The organism is Streptomyces tubbatahanensis (assembly GCF_022699385.1).
In the GTDB taxonomy this organism is placed as follows: Bacteria; Actinomycetota; Actinomycetes; order Streptomycetales; family Streptomycetaceae; genus Streptomyces; species Streptomyces diacarni.
In genome coordinates, this window is sequence record NZ_CP093846.1 from 6,031,944 (window position 1) to 6,049,242 (window position 17,299).

General features: G+C 70.4%; 11 protein-coding genes. 7 read left to right on the forward strand and 4 right to left on the reverse strand.

Features of this window, described 5'->3' with window-relative positions; all coding sequences use genetic code 11:
- The first annotated feature begins 112 nt into the window (after positions 1–112).
- From MMF93_RS26000 to MMF93_RS26015, 4 genes are all read left to right on the forward strand, one after another.
- Positions 113–337 (forward strand): hypothetical protein, encoded by a 225-nt coding sequence (locus MMF93_RS26000; protein ID WP_242755279.1) that lies wholly within the window; start codon positions 113–115, stop codon positions 335–337.
- Complete coding sequence (locus tag MMF93_RS26005) at positions 324–1,736, forward strand: amidase (RefSeq protein WP_242755280.1); 1,413 nt, start codon at positions 324–326, stop codon at positions 1,734–1,736. Before MMF93_RS26000 ends, MMF93_RS26005 begins: the two co-directional genes overlap by 14 nt.
- 99 nt (positions 1,737–1,835) lie before the next feature.
- Positions 1,836–2,399, forward strand: coding sequence for a TetR/AcrR family transcriptional regulator (locus MMF93_RS26010; protein WP_242755281.1), 564 nt, complete (start codon positions 1,836–1,838; stop codon positions 2,397–2,399).
- A gap of 127 nt (positions 2,400–2,526) precedes the next feature.
- Positions 2,527–3,342 (forward strand): SAM-dependent methyltransferase, encoded by an 816-nt coding sequence (locus MMF93_RS26015; protein WP_242755282.1) that lies wholly within the window; start codon positions 2,527–2,529, stop codon positions 3,340–3,342.
- A gap of 91 nt (positions 3,343–3,433) precedes the next feature.
- Here the strand turns inward: MMF93_RS26015 and MMF93_RS26020 are convergent, their stop codons facing one another.
- Complete coding sequence (locus MMF93_RS26020; protein WP_242755284.1) at positions 3,434–4,963, reverse strand: helix-turn-helix domain-containing protein; 1,530 nt, start codon at positions 4,961–4,963, stop codon at positions 3,434–3,436.
- 199 nt (positions 4,964–5,162) lie between these two features.
- On the opposite strand from MMF93_RS26020, the gene MMF93_RS26025 reads away from it, so the two are divergent.
- The gene (locus MMF93_RS26025) at positions 5,163–5,621 is read left to right on the forward strand and encodes a DNA-binding protein (protein WP_242755286.1); all 459 of its coding nucleotides are present in this window, start codon (positions 5,163–5,165) and stop codon (positions 5,619–5,621) included.
- Positions 5,622–6,875: 1,254 nt separating this feature from the next.
- Here MMF93_RS26025 and MMF93_RS26030 read toward each other — a convergent pair.
- Positions 6,876–8,297 carry an APC family permease gene (locus tag MMF93_RS26030; RefSeq protein ID WP_242757783.1) on the reverse strand — a complete coding sequence of 474 codons (1,422 nt, stop codon included), beginning with the start codon at positions 8,295–8,297 and terminating at the stop codon, positions 6,876–6,878.
- Positions 8,298–8,560: 263 nt separating this feature from the next.
- On the opposite strand from MMF93_RS26030, the gene acnA reads away from it, so the two are divergent.
- Complete coding sequence (acnA, locus tag MMF93_RS26035; RefSeq protein ID WP_242755287.1) at positions 8,561–11,293, forward strand: aconitate hydratase AcnA; 2,733 nt, start codon at positions 8,561–8,563, stop codon at positions 11,291–11,293.
- Positions 11,294–11,377: 84 nt separating this feature from the next.
- Here acnA and MMF93_RS26040 read toward each other — a convergent pair whose 3' ends face one another.
- Both MMF93_RS26040 and MMF93_RS26045 read right to left on the reverse strand, forming a co-directional pair.
- A complete protein-coding gene (locus MMF93_RS26040; RefSeq protein ID WP_242755288.1) occupies positions 11,378–11,701 on the reverse strand; it encodes a hypothetical protein in 324 nt (107 codons plus the stop codon).
- 250 nt (positions 11,702–11,951) lie between these two features.
- Positions 11,952–15,347, reverse strand: coding sequence for a GH92 family glycosyl hydrolase (locus tag MMF93_RS26045; protein WP_242755289.1), 3,396 nt, complete (start codon positions 15,345–15,347; stop codon positions 11,952–11,954).
- 484 nt (positions 15,348–15,831) lie between these two features.
- On the opposite strand from MMF93_RS26045, the gene ngcE reads away from it, so the two are divergent.
- Positions 15,832–17,259, forward strand: coding sequence for an N-acetylglucosamine/diacetylchitobiose ABC transporter substrate-binding protein (ngcE, locus tag MMF93_RS26050; protein WP_242755290.1), 1,428 nt, complete (start codon positions 15,832–15,834; stop codon positions 17,257–17,259).
- Positions 17,260–17,299 lie beyond the last annotated feature (40 nt).

Below are 17,299 nucleotides of genomic sequence, written 5' to 3' on the forward strand. Positions count from 1 at the left end.
TGCGGGTTCTCCCTCAAACGCAACATCTTTGCGTTTACCCACCGTAGGCCCTACAGTCCTCTAAAGCCAAGTAATTGCTTTTAGGTGCCCGAGGGAAAGGAAAGGGGGCTCCATGCCCACCACCGACGCGCTCACCCCACCGGAGGCGGCCCGCTGGGCCGACCGCTCCGGGCTGCCGCTCGACGCGGCCCGCCATGCCGAGGTCGCGGCCACCGCCCAGTACATCCACTCCGTCGTCTCGGTCCTGCGCGAGATCGACTTCGCCGACACACCTCCGGCCCCCGCCTACCGCGTGCGGGAAGAGGTGCGAGGAGGGCGGCACCGTGCGCGCGCATGAACTCTCCCTGGCCGCCGCCGCGGAGGCGATACGGACGCGACGGCTCTCCCCGGTCGAACTGACCGAGGCGGTACTCGACCGCCTCGACCGGACGGAACCCCTGGTCGGCGCCTACGCCACGGTCACCGCCGAACGGGCGCTGCGCACCGCGCACGAGGCCGAACGGGAGAGCGCCGCGGGCCGCCCGCGGGGGCCGCTGCACGGGGTGCCCATGGGGGTGAAGGACCTGATCGACGTGGCCGGCGTGCCCACCACGGCCGGCTCGCGGGTACGGGCCGGACACCGCGCGGAGTCCGACAGCGCGGTCGCCGCGCGCCTGGCGGCGGCCGGCGCGATCCTCGTCGGCAAGACCCACACCCACGAGTTCGCCTACGGGCTGACCACACCGCAGACCCGCAACGCCTGGGACCGGGGGCGTGTCGCCGGCGGATCCAGCGGCGGCTCGGCCGTCGCCGTGGCCGCGGGTTCTGCGACGTTCGCCCTGGGCACGGACACCGGCGGATCGATCCGGGTGCCGGCCGCGCTCAACGGCGTCGTCGGGCTCAAGCCCACCTACGGACTCGTGCCCCGCACCGGGGTGACGTCGCTGTCCTGGTCGCTGGACCACGTCGGCCCCGTCACCCGCACCGTGGAGGACGCCGGCCTGGTCCTGGCAGCCCTGACCGGACCCGACGCGGGCGACCCTGCCTCCCTGCCCGCCCTGCCCGAGCCGGGGACGGGCCCGGCCCGCCCGACCGCCCCCGCCCACCCCTCGGACCTGACGGGGCTGCGCGTCGGAGTACCGCGCACCTACTACTTCGATCACGTCGACGGACAGGTCGAGGCGGCTGTCCGAGGCGCGCTCGCCCACCTGGAGGCACTGGGGGCGCGGCTCGTCGAGGTCGACACCCCCATGGCGCGCTACGTCCAGGCGGCGCAGTGGGGCCTGATGGTCCCGGAAGCCACCGCCTACCACGAACGCACCCTGCGCGCCGCGCCCGACCTGTACGGCGCCGACGTCCGCGTCCTCCTCGAAGCGGGCGCGCTGCTCGGCGCCGGAGACTACCTGCGCGCCCAACAGGCCCGGACCCTGATGCGGCAGGCGTGGGAGCACCTGCTGGAGGAGGTGGACCTGGTCGCGGCCCCGACCGTCCCCACGACCGCCACCCCCGTCGACGAGGAAACCGTCACCTGGCCGGACGGCACCACCGAGGCCGTCTCCGACGCCTACGTACGCCTCTGCGCCCCCGCCAACCTCACCGGGATGCCCGCGCTCACGCTCCCCGTTGGGCACGACGCGGACAGCCTGCCGATCGGCATGCAGCTCATCGGGCGGCCGCTGGGGGAGCCGGACCTCCTGCGGACCGGCCACGCCTACGAGGCGACCCGCCCCGTGCGCGAGCTCGCCAGGGCTGCATGAGACGGCGTTGCCGTGACCCTCGCCCCCGCTCCACTCCCTCGTGGCGCGGGGGCGGCCCCTGCGAGCTAGTAGCAAGGATTTCGCTTTAAGGTGGGCGGTATGAGCCGTCGACCGATGGTGCGCCCCGGTGGACGCAGCGCCCGGGTGCAGGAAGCAGTCCACACCGCCGTCCGCGAACTGGTGGCGGAGGTGGGCAGGGACGCGCTGACGGTGCCCCAGGTCGCCACCCGCGCCGGAGTCACTCCCTCGACGGTCTACCGCCGCTGGGGCGACCTGAGGGAACTGCTCTCGGACGTGGCGGTCGAACGGCTGCGCCCCGAGACACCACCGGACGACCTGGGGAACCTGTCCGCCGACCTGACGGCCTGGGCGGAGGAGTTCCTCGACGAGATGTCCTCCCCGCCGGGCCGCGCCTACATCAGGGACGCGCTGCTCGGCGACCCGGACGGCGGCAACGGCGGCCAGTGCTCGGCCTACGCCGCCGAACAGATCGATGTCGTCCTCGCCCGCGCCGCCGACCGCGGCGAGCCGGCCCCCGGCGTCGAGACGGTCATCGACCGCGTCGTCGCCCCCATGATGTACCGCATCCTCTTCCGCCCCGACGGACTCGACCCCGCCTACGCCCACCGACTGGTGACCGGCCTGCTCGCCGCGGGGGCGTAGGTCCCGCACCTTCCCAGCCGTTACGCCGCACCGCTCCCCGCTCCGAAACGGGCGCCACGTGCGCGAGTTCACCCCTCGCGGACCGGCGTAGGCTCCCGGGCGAGCGGGACGACGAAGGGACAGCGCAGTGAGTGAGCACAGCATCCCGTCGAGCGGCGTCGGCGGACGAGCGACCACAGTGGCCCACAACGCCAGGGTGTGGAACTACTGGCTCGGCGGCAAGAACTACTACCCCGTCGACAAGGAGATCGGCGACCACGTGCTGAGCATGTTCCCCACCATCGCCGAAGCGGCCCGCGCCGACCGGGCGTTCCTCCGCCGCGCCGTCACCCACCTGACGGAGACGGCGGGAATCCGGCAGTTCCTCGACATCGGTACCGGGCTGCCCACCGTCGACAACACGCACGAGGTCGCCCAGCGCATCGCGCCCGAGTCACGGATCGTGTACGTCGACAACGACCCCACCGTCCTCGTGCACGCCCGCGCCCTGCTCACCGGCTCTCCCGAGGGCGCCACCGACTACATCGACGCGGACGCGCACGAGCCGGAGACCATCCTGCAAGGCGCCGCCCGCACCCTGGACTTCGACCGTCCGGTGGCCGTGATGATGCTCGGCATACTCAACTTCGTCCTGGACACGGACACGGCCAAGGGCATCGTGCGGCGGATCATGGACGCCGTACCCTCCGGCAGCCACCTCGTCCTCACCCACCCCACCCTGGAGATCGGCGGCGAAGGCGGCGCCGCGATGATGCGGTTCTGGAACGAGAACGCGACACCGCCGATCACCGGCCGCGACAGCTCCCAGATCGCGGACTTCTTCGCGGGCCTCCAGATGCTGGAGCCGGGCATCGTGCCCTGCTCGCAGTGGCGGGCCGAGCAGCCGGCGGACCTGAGCGAGCGGGAGGTCGCCGAGTTCGGCGTGGTGGGACGCAAGCCGTGAGAGGCCGGGCCGTGACCCGCGGCGCTCGCCCCTCGCCGACCCCGCCTGCGTGCGGGCCGGAAAGGGGCGCGGCACCACAGCGCGCGGGCCCTCAGATGTCCCTGAACGTCTCGATCTGCGCGCCCACCTCGTTGAGGCGCTCCGCCAGGTCCTCGTAGCCGCGGTTGATGACGTACACGTTGCGCAGGACCGAGGTGCCCTCCGCCGCCATCATGGCCAGCAGGACGACGACGGCAGGACGCAGCGCGGGCGGGCACATCATCTCGGAGGCGCGCCAGCGGGTGGGGCCCTCGACCAGGACGCGGTGCGGGTCGAGCAACTGGAGCCTGCCGCCGAGCCGGTTGAGGTCGGTCAGGTAGATGGCCCGGTTGTCGTAGACCCAGTCGTGGATGAGGGTCTGGCCCTGCGCCGAGGCGGCGATCGCGGCGAAGAACGGCACGTTGTCGATGTTGAGGCCGGGGAACGGCATGGGGTGGATCTTGTCGATGGGCGCCTCCAGCTTGGAGGGCCGCACCGTCAGGTCCGTCAGCCTCGTACGCCCGTTGTCGGCCGCGTACTCGGGGCTGCGGTCGAAGTCGAGGCCCATCTCCTCCAGGACCGCGAGCTCGATCTCCATGAACTCGGCGGGCACGCGCCGCACCGTCAGCTCCGACTCGGTGACGATGGCGGCGGCCACCAGGCTCATGGCCTCGACCGGGTCCTCGGAGGGCGAGTAGTCCACATCCGTGTCGATGACCGGGACGCCGTGCACCGTCAGCGTGGTGGAGCCGACGCCGTCCACGCGCACGCCGAGCTGCTCCAGGAAGAAGCACAGGTCCTGGACCATGTAGTTGGACGAGGCGTTGCGGATGACCGTGACACCCTCGTGCCGGGCGGCGGCCAGCAGCGCGTTCTCGGTGACGGTGTCCCCGCGCTCGGTCAGCACGATCGGGCGCTTGGGCGCGACGCCGGCCTCCACGTCGGCGTGGTAGATGCCTTCGGTGGCGGTGACCGCGAGCCCGAAGTGGCGCAGCGCGCTCATGTGCGGCTCGACCGTACGGGTGCCCAGATCGCAGCCGCCCGCGTAGGGGATGCGGAAGTGGTCCATCCGGTGCAGCAGCGGGCCGAGGAACATGATGATGCTCCGCGTGCGCCGCGCGGCCTCCTGGTCGATCGAGTCGAGATCCAGCTCGGCGGGCGGCACGATCTCCAGATCCGCGCCGCCGTTGATCCACCGGCACCGCACTCCGATGGAGGAGAGCACCTCCAGGATGCGGTAGACCTCCTCGATCCGGGCGACTCGACGCAGCACCGTGCGGCCGGAGTTGAGCAGCGAGGCGCACAGCAGCGCCACGCACGCGTTCTTGCTGGTCTTGACGTCGATGCTGCCGGACAGGCGGCGCCCGCCCACCACGCGCAGATGCATCGGGCCCGAGTACCCCAGCGAGACGATCTCACTGTCCAGCGCCTCGGAGATCCGGGCGATCATCTCAAGGCTGATGTTCTGGTTGCCGCGCTCGATGCGGTTCACCGCGCTCTGGCTGGTGCCGAGCGCTTCGGCCAGTTGAGACTGCGTCATACCACGGTGCTGACGGGCATCGCGGATCAACTGGCCGATACGGGCGAGGTAGTCGTCGGTCATGTGAGGAGACTATCTCAGATGTGAGATAGCGGCTCACCCGGGGGGTCGTGACGCACCGGAGCGCCGAAGAACCGCCCGAATGCCACGGCCGGCTTGCGTCCAGACCTCGGAAGCTTCCGCGGATGCCGGATGTGACGTGCAAACGAAATGTTCACAATGGAATGTTGACAACGTGCGCTGGGCGACGCAGGCTGTTCCCATGACGTCCGCCGACGAACCGCAGCCCACGGGCCAGGACCCCTTCACGCCCCCGCACCCCGACCAGGCCCGAGCCCTGCGCGCACACGCCGCGCTCTTCCGGATCGCCGAGCGGCACGCGGCGACCGAGGCGCAGCGGGCCCGGCAGGTCCACCCCGCGATGCCGGGCCCGCACGAGGCCGTACGGCTGGTCGCCTACCTGCTCAGCGGCGCCGCGAGCGCCCAGGAAGGCGAACCTGCGGTGGACGAGGCGGACATCACCGCGGCGCTCACCCTCGTGCCCCGCGTACGCGGAGAGCTGGACGAACTGGAGGAGGGCCTGGTGCGGATGGCGCGCGGCCGCGGCATGACGTGGCCGCAGATCGCCTTCGGCCTCGGCCTGGGCACCCCGCAGGCGGCTCGCCAACGCCACGAACGGCTCGCCGAACGGACCCGCTCCGACGAGCCCGGGGACGCGTAGCGTCCCCGGGCGGGTGAGGGAGCACCACCCGGCCACGCTGGCCGGACAACCGCTACGCCGCCTGACCGGCCAGGCGAGGGCCGCCCGCTCAACCGGGCGGCCATCGATCCGGCGGCCACAGGCCCGTCTGCGAGGCGCCCGTCACCGGTGTGTCGGCCAGGGGCCGGGGTCCGTCGGCCACCGGCCCGTCGGCGAGGTGCCTGCGGCCGGCCTGTCGGCCAGAAGCCCTTCATCGGCCTGTCGGCCAGGGCCGGGGTCACCGGTCCGCCGGCCACCGGTCCGCCGGCCACCGACCCGTCGGGCACCGGCCCGTCGGGCACCGGCCCGTGGGGCAGGGGTCGGATCACCGGCCCGTCGACCGCTGTCCTGTCGGCCAGCGGTGGGGTCGCCGGTTCCTCGGCCACCGGCCCGGCAGCCAGGGGCCCCTCGATCAAGGGTCGGGTCAGTGGTTCGTTGGTCACCGGCCCGTCGGGAAGCGGCCGGTGACCGACCCGTCGGCCACCGGCCGGGTCACCGGCCTGTCGGCGACCGACCCGTCAGCGAGGGGCCGTCGGTCAAGGGTCGGCCACCGGTTCGTCGGCCACCGGCCCGTCTGCGAGGCGCCCGTCACCGGTGCGTCGGCCAGGCGTCGTCACCGGCCTATCGTCCAGGGGCCGGGTCACTGGTCTGTCGGCCATCGGCCATCGGCCATCGGCCATCGGCCAGCCGGCGAGGCGGCTGTCGCCGGCCTGTCGGCCGGGCCCGCCGGTCCGCCGGTCACCGATTCCTCGGCCACTGGTCCGTTGGCTACCGGCCGGATCACCGACTCTTGGCTAGAGGGCGGACGACCTGTTCGTTGGCCATCGGACCGTCGGACAGCGGCCGGGTCACCGACCTGTCGGGCAGCGGCCGAGTCGCCGGCTTGTCGGTCTCTGGGCCGTCGGTCACCGGCCCATCAGCGAGGGGCCGTCGGTAAGGACCGGCCACCGGTTCGTGCGCCAGGCCTGTCGGCCACCGGTCCGTCGGCGAGGCGTCCGTAACGGTCCGGCGGCCAGGGCTGGGTCACCGGCCCGTCGGCCAGGGGCGGGGTCGCCGGGCTGTCGGCTAAGGGGCCGTCGGCCGTCGGCCGGGTCCGCCGGCCAGGGGGCCGGGGGAGGGCTCGTCGGTCACGGCCCGGCCGGGGCCGGACAGCCACCGGGGCCGGGCGCCCGTCGGGGTCGGAGGCCGACGGGTGTCCGGCGGCCAGGGGCGGCGGCCCCGACGATGGCCGGCCGGTCAGTGACCGGCCGCGTCCTCGCCGTGCACCCTCAGCACCAGCTTGTTGAGCGCCCACAGGGCGACGCCGATCAGTACGAGGACTCCCGCCCTGACGTAGACGCCGGGCTCGCGGTCGGCCAGTGGGCTGGCGAGGATCAGCGCGGTGACGGCGCCCAGTACGGGCACCGCTGTGGGCGCCCGGAAGTGGTGCTGCTTCACTCGGTCGCGGCGCAGCACCAGGACGGCCACGTTGACGACGGCGAAGACGCACAGCAGCAGGAAGGAGGTGGTGTCGCCCAGCCCCGCGATCTCGCCGGTGGACACCAGGCCGATCGCCAGCAGGGTCACGAAGACGATGCCGACGATGGGGGTGCGGCGTCCGGGCAGCACGCGGCCCATGGCGCGGGGCAGGATGCGTTCGTTCGCCATGCCGTAGCACAGCCGCGAGGCCATCATGATGTTGATCAGTGCTGAGTTGGAGACGGCGAACAGGGCGATCACGGCGAACAGTTCGTGGGGGAAGTCGACACCGCCCGCCTTGACCACCTCCAGCAGCGGGCCGCTCGACTTCTCCAGCGTGCTCGTCGGTACGAGCAGCGAGGAGACGAGCGCGACGAGGACGTAGACGGTGCCGGTGACCGCGACGCCGAGGAAGATGCCGCGCGGGAAGGTCCGCTGCGGGTCCACGGTCTCCTCCGCCATGTTGACGGAGTCCTCGAACCCGACGAACGCGAAGAAGCCCAGCGCGGTGGCGCCCAGGACGCCGGAGAAGAGCGCGTAGCCGGTGCCGCCGGTCTCCAGGTCGCCCAGCCGTGCGGGGTCGCCGTCCCCGGAGAGGGCCGCGTAGAGGCCGATGCCGAGGATGATGGCGAGTCCGGTGATCTCGACCAGGGTGAGGACGACGTTCGCCTTCACCGACTCCGAGACGCCGCGCAGGTTCAGTGCCGCGAGGGCGAGTACGAACAGGATCGCCATCAGCGTCGAGGGCAGGGCGCCGTTCGTCAGCTCGTCCAGGTAGTCGCCGCTGAAGGCCAGTGCCGCCGCGCTCGCGGAGGACAGGCCCGAGCACATCACCATGAAGGCGACGATGAAGGTCAGGAAGGGCACCTTGAACGCGCGCTGCGTGTAGAGCGCGGCGCCGGCCGCCTTCGGGTACTTGCCGACCAGCTCCACGTACGAGGCGGCGGTCAGCAGCGCGACGACGAAGCCGATCGCGAACGGCAGCCACAGCGCGCCGCCGACCTTCCCGGCGACCTTGCCCGTCGTGGCGTAGATCCCGGTGCCCAGGATGTCGCCGATCACGAAGAGAATCAGCAGCTTCGGCCCGATGGCCCGCTTCAGCGCGGGCTCTTCCGGCCGGCCGGGTCCGCGCGGCGCGGGGGCCGCCGGGTCTGTGGAGGACACGGCACCACTGTGCGGCAGGGGGCGCCGCGGGTCCATGGGTCGGACGGGCATCGGCGCGCCGCCGCCGCGGGCGTGTCGGCGAGGTCGGGTGGGGGCACCCGGGGGCAGGCATGACCGGCGCGCGCTCGTGTACTAGAGTTATCTCGACATCGAGATAACTGGCGACGGCAAACGTCGCGGTCGCTGTCGCGAGGCGGCACGGGTGGACGGGTGAGTCAAGTAAGGCTTACCTAACTTCGTGGCTCGCTCACCATAGCGCACCGGCGGCCGATGCACACAAGGCACTGAAGGAGACTGTCGTGTCGGCGAACAGCTTCGACGCCCGCAGCACGCTGCAGGTGGGCGACGAGTCGTACGAAATCTTCAAGCTGGACAAAGTGGACGGCTCCGCCCGGCTGCCCTACAGCCTGAAGGTCCTGCTGGAGAACCTGCTCCGCACCGAGGACGGCGCCAACATCACCGCCGACCACATCCGCGCCCTCGGCAACTGGGACCCGAACGCGCAGCCGAGCCAGGAGATCCAGTTCACCCCGGCCCGCGTCATCATGCAGGACTTCACCGGCGTGCCCTGCGTCGTGGACCTGGCCACCATGCGCGAGGCCGTCAAGGAGCTCGGCGGCGACGCCGACCGCATCAACCCGCTGGCCCCGGCCGAGCTGGTCATCGACCACTCCGTCATCGCCGACACCTTCGGCACCTCCGACGCCTTCAAGAAGAACGTCGAGCTGGAGTACGGCCGCAACCGCGAGCGCTACCAGTTCCTGCGCTGGGGCCAGGGCGCCTTCGACGAGTTCAAGGTCGTCCCGCCCGGCACCGGCATCGTCCACCAGGTCAACATCGAGCACCTGGCCCGCACCGTCATGGTCCGGGGCGGCCAGGCCTACCCCGACACCCTGGTCGGCACCGACTCGCACACCACCATGGTCAACGGCCTCGGCGTGCTGGGCTGGGGCGTCGGCGGCATCGAGGCCGAGGCCGCGATGCTGGGCCAGCCCGTCTCGATGCTCATCCCGCGCGTCGTCGGCTTCAAGCTGACCGGCGAGCTGCCCACCGGCACCACCGCCACCGACCTGGTGCTCACCATCACCGAGATGCTGCGCCACCACGGTGTGGTCGGCAAGTTCGTCGAGTTCTACGGCGAGGGCGTCGCCTCGGTGCCGCTGGCCAACCGCGCCACAATCGGCAACATGTCGCCGGAGTTCGGCTCCACCGCGGCGATCTTCCCGATCGACGAGGAGACCATCAACTACCTCAAGCTGACCGGCCGCAGCGCCGAGCAGCTCGCGCTGGTCGAGGCCTACGCCAAGGAACAGGGCCTGTGGCACGACGCGTCCCGCGAGCCGGAGTTCAGCGAGTACCTGGAGCTGGACCTGGCCACGGTCGTTCCCTCGATCGCCGGCCCGAAGCGCCCGCAGGACCGCATCGCGCTCGCCGACGCCGCGCACCAGTTCGGCCTCGACGTGGTCAACTACGTCTCCGAGACCGACACCGACGAGGCGGGCAAGGAGTCCTTCCCCGCCTCCGACGCGCCCGCCGTCTCCAACGGTGTGCCCAGCAAGCCGGTCCAGGTGACAGGCCCCGACGGCGTCACCTACGACCTGGACCACGGCGCCGTCGCCGTCGCGGCCATCACCTCCTGCACCAACACCTCCAACCCCTACGTCATGGTCGGCGCCGCGCTGCTGGCCAAGAAGGCGGTGGAGAAGGGGCTGACCCGCAAGCCCTGGGTCAAGACCACGCTGGCCCCGGGATCCCAGGTCGTCATGGACTACTACGACCGCGCGGGCCTGACCCCCTACCTGGACAAGCTCGGCTTCAACCTCGTCGGCTACGGCTGCACCACCTGCATCGGCAACTCCGGACCGCTGCCGGACGAGGTCTCCCAGGCCGTCAACGACAACGACCTGGCCGTCGTCTCCGTCCTGTCCGGCAACCGCAACTTCGAGGGCCGGATCAACCCCGACGTCAAGATGAACTACCTGGCGTCCCCGCCGCTGGTCGTCGCCTACGCGCTGGCCGGCTCGATGAAGGTGAACATCACCGAGGACGCCCTGGGCACCGACCAGGACGGCAACCCGGTCTACCTGAAGGACCTGTGGCCCTCCGAGCAGGAGGTCGAGCAGGTCGTCGCCTCCGCCATCGGCCAGGAGATGTTCACCAAGGACTACGCCGACGTCTTCGCCGGCGACGCCCAGTGGCAGGCCCTCCCGGTTCCCACAGGCAACACCTTCGAGTGGGACACCGAGTCCACCTACGTGCGCAAGCCCCCCTACTTCGAGGGCATGGGCATGGAGCCGGCCCCGGTCACCGACATCTCCGGCGCCCGCGTCCTGGCCAAGCTGGGCGACTCGGTCACCACCGACCACATCTCCCCGGCCGGTGCGATCAAGGCCGACACCCCGGCAGGCCAGTACCTCACCGAGCACGGCGTGGCCCGCCGCGACTTCAACAGCTACGGCTCGCGGCGCGGCAACCACGAGGTGATGATCCGCGGCACCTTCGCCAACATCCGCCTGCGCAACCAGATCGCGCCGGGCACCGAGGGCGGCTTCACCCGGGACTTCACCCGGGCGGCCGAAGGTGGGGAAGCCCCGGTCTCCTACATCTACGACGCCTCCCAGAACTACCAGGCGCAGGGCATCCCGCTGGTCATCCTCGCGGGCAAGGAGTACGGCTCCGGGTCCTCCCGCGACTGGGCGGCCAAGGGCACCGCGCTGCTCGGCGTCCGCGCCGTCATCGCCGAGTCCTACGAGCGCATCCACCGCTCGAACCTCATCGGCATGGGCGTCCTGCCGCTCCAGTTCCCCGAGGGCAGCTCGGCCCTCGACCTCGGCCTGAGCGGCGAGGAGACCTTCACCCTCACCGGCATCACCGCCCTCAACGACGGCGAGATCCCGGCCACGGTCAAGGTCACCACCGACACGGGCGTCGAGTTCGAGGCGCCCGTCCGCATCGACACCCCCGGAGAGGCGGACTACTACCGCAACGGCGGCATCCTCCAGTACGTCCTCCGCTCCCTGATCCGCGACTGACGTCCTCCGGACGCCGCACGCGTATCCGACGGGCCGCACCCTCCTGGGGAGGGTGCGGCCCGTCGGCCGTTCATCCGCCGGCCCTCACCGGCACGGCGCCTGCTCCTTCACCGCCTCGGCGAACGGCACGATGAACCGCTTCATCGCCTTCTTGCTCTCCGCCCCGTCCTCGGGGACGTGCCGGGACTCCACCTCGACGATGTAGGTGTCGGCGGGTACGGTCTGCGGCTTTCCGTCCTTGGCGGGTGCTCCCAGGTGGACCTCGGGGTTGCGGCACGCCAGGTTCGCGGCGGCAGCTCTCTCGCCGACGAGGTAGGTGCGGCCGTGCAGCCAGGTGGGGTTCCTGATTCCGTAGCCGCGACCGCTCTGACGAAGGGGCGCGTCACGTCGGCGTTGACACTGGACCACCGGGCCTTGTGCGCCTTCTTGAGCATGCCCCGGCGGGCTTCCGTGGTCCGAGGTCGATCTGGTAGACGTTGCGCCAGTTCGGTTTCGCCACGGTGCTCCCTCACTTGATCCGCCAACTACCAGCGCGCGGGGGTCCGGGTGGTTTGTCATGGACGCGCACGTGGGGGAGTGGCGCGGACGGGTGTGATGGAGAAGGCCGACGGGCCGCACCCGCGAGGGTGCGGCCCGTCGGTGGTGCGGGCAGGCGCGGTCAGTGGCCGAGCAGTTCGATCTCCGCGAGGCGGGAGCCCGGCTCCGCCGGGACCAGGCGGTAGCTCGTCCAGTGGCCGGCGTGGCGGAGGGAGAAGACGCGGGTCTGCTTGTCCCAGCTGAAGGTCTCACCCTTGCGCCGGTCCACCGTGTGCCAACTCTTGCCCCCGTTGCGGGAGCCCTCCAGTTTCCAGCCGGTCGGTGCGTCGGCGTGGTCGTCGGAGGTGAGGGTGTAGGAGGTGACGCGGGAGCCCCGCTCGACGGTGACCGGCGCGTCGCCGACCTCGGCGGCCGTGTCGGAGGTGTCGTCGGTCAGTGGGGAGTTCCCGGGTTCGCTCACGTCACCCTGCGGCGAGGGCGCCTTGTCGCCCTTGGTGAGGGAGGTCGGTGCCTGGCCGGGTCCCGCGCCCCACTTCGAGGGCTTGGGGCCCATGTCGAACTCCAGGGTGCCGCCCTTGGCCAGCAGCTTGTGGGGCAGCGCGGTGGAGCGCCACTTCTTGCCGTTGACCTTCAGTCCCTGCACGTAGACGTTCTTCGCGCTGTTCTTCGGCGCCTTGACCACCAGGTCCCGGCCGTTCTCCAGGTGCACGGTCGCCTTGGTGAACAAGGGCGAGCCGACGGCGTACTCGGGCGAGCCCATCACCAGCGGGTAGAAGCCCAGGGCGCTGAAGACGTACCAGGCGGACATCTCTCCGTTGTCCTCGTCGCCCGGGTAGCCCTGGCCGATCTCGCTGCCGACGTAGAGCCGGGAGAGGACCTCGCGGACCTTCTCCTGGGTCTTCCAGGGCTGTCCGGCCGCGTCGTACAGGTAGGCGATGTGGTGCGCGGGCTGGTTGCTGTGCCCGTACATGCCCATGCGTACGTCGCGGGCCTCGGTCATCTCGTGGATCACGCCGGGGTAGCTGCCGGCGTACTTCTCCTCGCCCGTCTCGGGGGTGGCGAAGTAGGTGTCCAGCTTCTTGGCGAGGCCGCCGCGGCCGCCGTAGAGGTTGGCGAGGCCGCGGGTGTCCTGGGGTGCGGTGAAGGCGAAGTTCCAGCCGTTGGTCTCGGTGTAGTCGTGGCCCCACACACGCGGGTCGTACGCGTCGGGGGACAGCCGCCGGGTGCCGTCGGCGTTCCGGCCCTGGAAGAAGTCGATCTTGTCGTCGAAGAGGTGGACGTAGTTGCGGGCGCGCTGCGAGAAGTAGGCGGACTCCTCCTTGTACCGCTTCTTGCCGGTCTTCTTGTAGAGGGCCTTGCCCATCTGGGCGATGCCGAAGTCGTTGAGGTAGCCCTCCAGCGCCCAGGACATGCCTTCCTTGGTGTCGGTGCTGGTGTAGCCGAGGAAGGGGGAGGTGTTCATGCCCTTGCGGCCCACGCCCGGGTCCGGCGGGGCGACGGTGGCGTTCTTGAGGGCCGCCTCGTAGGCGGCCTCCGCGTCGAAGTCGACGCCTTTGAGGTACGCGTCGGCGAAGGCGACGTCGGAGGAGGTGCCGGTCATCAGGTCGGCGTAGCCGGGGGAGGACCAGCGGGAGACCCAGCCGCCGTCCTTGTACTGCTGCACGAACCCGTCCACCATCTTCCCCGCCGCCTTCGGGGTGAGGAAGGAGTAGGCGGGCCAGGTGGTGCGGTAGGTGTCCCAGAAGCCGTTGTTGACGTAGACCTCTCCGTCGACGATCTTCGAGCCGGTCTCGGTCGGGGTGTCCGGCTTCTCGGCGGGGGAGAAGGGGCTGGCGTACCGGACCCTGGAGCCGGCCTTCTCGTGGCCGGCGTTGGGGTAGAGGTAGAGCCGGTAGAGGTTGGAGTAGAGGGTGGTCAGCTGGTCGGGGGTGGCGCCCTCGACCTCGATGACGTCCAGCAGGTCGTCCCACTGGTGCTGCGCCCGGTCCCGGACCTGGTCGAAGGAGCGTGAAGCCGGGATCTCGTCGCGCAGGTTGGCCTCGGCCTGGTCGACGCTGATGAGCGAGGTGGCTATGCGCATCGTCACGGTGCGGTCGCTGCCCGGCGCGAAGCGCAGGTAGCCGGCCGCGTCCTTGCTGCCGCCGCCGGACAGTTCGCCTCCGTCGGTGACGGGCGCGTCGAACTCGGCGTGGACGAACATCCGCGTCGCGCCCGTGGACAGGCCGCTCTTGACGTCGGACCAGCCGCTGACGACGCCCCGTTCGGGGTCGAGGGTGAGTCCGGCGTTGTCGTCGACGTTGTCGAAGATCAGGCTGGCGTCCCGCTTCGGGAAGGTGAAGCGCATCATGGCCGCGTGGTCGGTCGGGGTGATCTCGGCCCGCAGCTTGTTCTCGAACGTGACGCCGTAGTAGTGCGGCCGCGCGGTCTCGTTGGCGTGCCGGAAGGGCAGGGCGCGTGCCGTGCGGTCGGCGTCGGGGGTGCCCTTCGCGGTCGAGGGCATCACCTGGAACGTCTGCCGGTCACCCATCCACGGGCTGGGCTCGTGGCTGGCGCTGAAGGCCTGGAGGGAGGGCAGGTTGTCGGCGTTGTTCTGCTGCGCGTAGCTGTACAGCCAGTCCTTGGCGCCCGCGTCGGTCACCGGCGTCCAGAAGTTGAAGCCGTGCGGGACGGCGGTCGCGGGGAAGTTGTTGCCGCGCGAGAACGAACCGCTGGAGTTGGTGCCGCGGGTGGTGGTGACGTGGTCGGAGAGGTGGTCGGAAGAGGGGGCGGCCGCGGCGGACTGGCGCGGGGCGATCCGCACGTCGTCGAGCCAGCCGCCGAAGGGCCGGGTGCCGTCCTTGGGGCCGGTGGACGCGTCGTAGCCGAGCAGTACCCGGTCGACGGTCTTGCCTTCGGCGACGCGGCCGATGCGGGCCTCGGTGTTGTTCCACTGGTTGACGTACAGCGTCTTGGAGGCGCCTTGGGCGGCCGGGGCCAGCCGGTTGCCGTGCTGGTCGGTGGCGCGCAGTTCGCTCAGGTAGGTGCCGTCGGTGAAGGCGAGGTCGACGGCCACGTGCGTCGCGGCGTAGCTGCGGTCGCCCTCGGGCATCTCGGGGAAGAGCCGGTAGGAGAGCACCGTGTCGCGGGTGACGGTGACATCGACGTCGAAGACCTTGTTGGTGGCGTGGCCGCGCCCCGCTGTGGAGTGCTCGCCGGCGAAGCGCAGTGCGTGGGTTCCGGTGAAGCCCGCGCCCGTCTTGGCGGTGGGGGACTTCTCGGGGCCCGTGCCGGTGCGGGTGGCGAGTCCGGGTTGGCCTTCGTGGGTGACGTGGTCGGCGCGCGGGCTGCCGTCGGGGCCGGTCTCGACGGTGTCGTTCCAGTCGGGGGCGGGGGTGTCGGGCTCGAAGGAGGAGGCGAACCGGGTGGGGTGCGCTCCGGAGCCGGGGTCGGGGCGGGCGACGGCGCTGGTGGCCTCGATCGTGGAGGTGGCGACCAGGGCGAGGACGAGTGCGACGGCGGTCCTTCGTACGGCCGTCATACGGGGCGCGGCGCGGAAGCCGGAGGGTCTGCGGCGGCCGGCTCGCCCGTCGGGTGGCGGCCGGTGTCCGGGTCTGTGCCCGGACGGCATACGGAGTCGGAGCAGGGGGCTGTGCGACACACGGACCTCTCAACGGGCCGACAACGTTGTCAGTTGTGATTTTCGACGACCAGTAATGTACGCGAGCCCGCTGGTGTCAAGGGTGTCGGGGAGTCTGAACTGAAGGGGAATTCGGTACAGGTCTCAACTCGGGAAAGATGACGGGCCGGTCCGTTCTTGATCTTGCCCAGATGGCGAAGAGTGGACTATACCTGTCCGCACCTTGAGCGGTACCCGCGCGCGGGAGGCCGTACTCCTGGCGCACCATCGCACAACCCGCACCAACCAGCTTGAACTTCACCCGCGGTGTCGGGCCCTTCGCCGGTGGCGAGTTGACGGGAGACCGGTACACCGCCTGAGTCCTTAAGAAGGCGAGGACTTGAGCATGGGAACCACCAACGTCAACCGTCGTGACGTGATGAAGCGGGCCACAGCGGCCGGTCTTGTCGCGGTACCCGCACTCGGATCGCTGACCTCCTGCGCCACCGGCGGTGGCGAGGAGAACAAGGCCGAAAAGGGAAAGAAGTCCGCCGACAATCCGCTCGCGGTCAAGAAGGACGCCGGACTCCAGGTCTATATCTTCAACGGCGGCTACGACGACAAGTACGCGCGCTACGTCAGCGACATATACGAGAAGAAGTACCCGGACGCGAAGGTCGACCAGAAGAAGACCGAGAAGATCGCCACGCAGACGCAGCCGCGCATCGTGAAGGGCGATCCGCCGGACGTGATCAACAACTCCGGCGCCGACAACATGAACATCCTCTCGCTCGTCCAGAACAAGCAGGCCGCGGACGTGAGCGACCTGCTGGACGCGCCGAGCTGGGACGACCCGGACGTGAAGGTCCGCGACACCTTCGTGCCCGGCGTCGTGGAGATGGGGCAGTTCGGCAGCGACGCCGTCTACCAGCTCAACGTCGCGCAGACCGTCTACGGCATCTGGTACTCGGACACCATGCTCAGCAAGACGCTGGAGGTCGAATACCCCAAGACCTGGGACGAGATGCTGGCGGTCTGCAAGACGGCGAAGAAGAAGGGCGTGCACGGCTGGACGTATCCGGCCGGACACCCGCGCTACATGTTCTTCAGCATGTACGCGATGTTCGGACAGGCAGGCGGCCGCAAGCAGCTGGAGGCCATGGACTACCTGGAGCCGAACGCCTGGAAGTCCGACGCGGTCAAGGCCGTCTTCGAGGCCTACGAGGAGCTGCTGGCCAAGAAGTACGTCCTCCAGGGGTTCGACGGCGAGAAGGCGCACATCGAGGCCCAGACCGCCTGGACGAAGGGCAAGGCCGTCTTCATCCCGGACGGCTCCTGGGTGGAGAACGAGGCGAAGCCCACCACGCCGAAGGACTTCGAGATGCGGGTGGGCGCCACCCCCTCCCTCGACAAGGGCGACGCCATGCCGTTCGGCACCCTGTACGCGCCGCCCGGCGAGCCGTTCCTCATCCCCGAGAAGGCCAAGAACAAGCAGGGCGGGATGGAGTGGATGCGGATGATGTACAGCAAGAAGGCGGCACAGAACTTCTTCCGCGAGGTCTCCTCCATGCCCGTGGTCAAGGGCGCCATCGACGGCCTGGATCTGCCCCCGGGCGTCGCCAGCTCGCAGAAGGCCATCAAGGCGGCGGGTGACAACATCGTCATCGCCTTCTTCAAGGAGTGGTACACGGCGCTGTGGAACGAGGAGTTCAACAACGTCGTCGGCTCCTTCATGAACGGTGACTCGTCGGTCAAGGAAGCGATGAACACCATGCAGAAGGCCGCCGACCGGGTCGCCAAGGACCCCGACGTCCACAAGATCAAGAAGGCCTGAGGCAGGGCGTCGGGAACGGGGAGTGGGGGAGAGCGGAGCG

Excerpts from the sequence above, each read along its gene's own strand:
- MMF93_RS26000 (WP_242755279.1), top strand. The coding sequence starts at position 113 with ATGCCCACCACCGACGCGCTCACCCCACCGGAGGCGGCCCGCTGGGCC.
- MMF93_RS26010 (WP_242755281.1), top strand. The coding sequence starts at position 1,836 with ATGAGCCGTCGACCGATGGTGCGCCCCGGTGGACGCAGCGCCCGGGTG.
- MMF93_RS26020 (WP_242755284.1), bottom strand. The coding sequence starts at position 4,963 with ATGACCGACGACTACCTCGCCCGTATCGGCCAGTTGATCCGCGATGCC.
- MMF93_RS26025 (WP_242755286.1), top strand. The coding sequence starts at position 5,163 with ATGACGTCCGCCGACGAACCGCAGCCCACGGGCCAGGACCCCTTCACG.
- MMF93_RS26030 (WP_242757783.1), bottom strand. The coding sequence starts at position 8,297 with ATGGACCCGCGGCGCCCCCTGCCGCACAGTGGTGCCGTGTCCTCCACA.
- MMF93_RS26045 (WP_242755289.1), bottom strand. The coding sequence starts at position 15,347 with ATGACGGCCGTACGAAGGACCGCCGTCGCACTCGTCCTCGCCCTGGTC.
- ngcE (WP_242755290.1), top strand. The coding sequence starts at position 15,832 with ATGGGAACCACCAACGTCAACCGTCGTGACGTGATGAAGCGGGCCACA.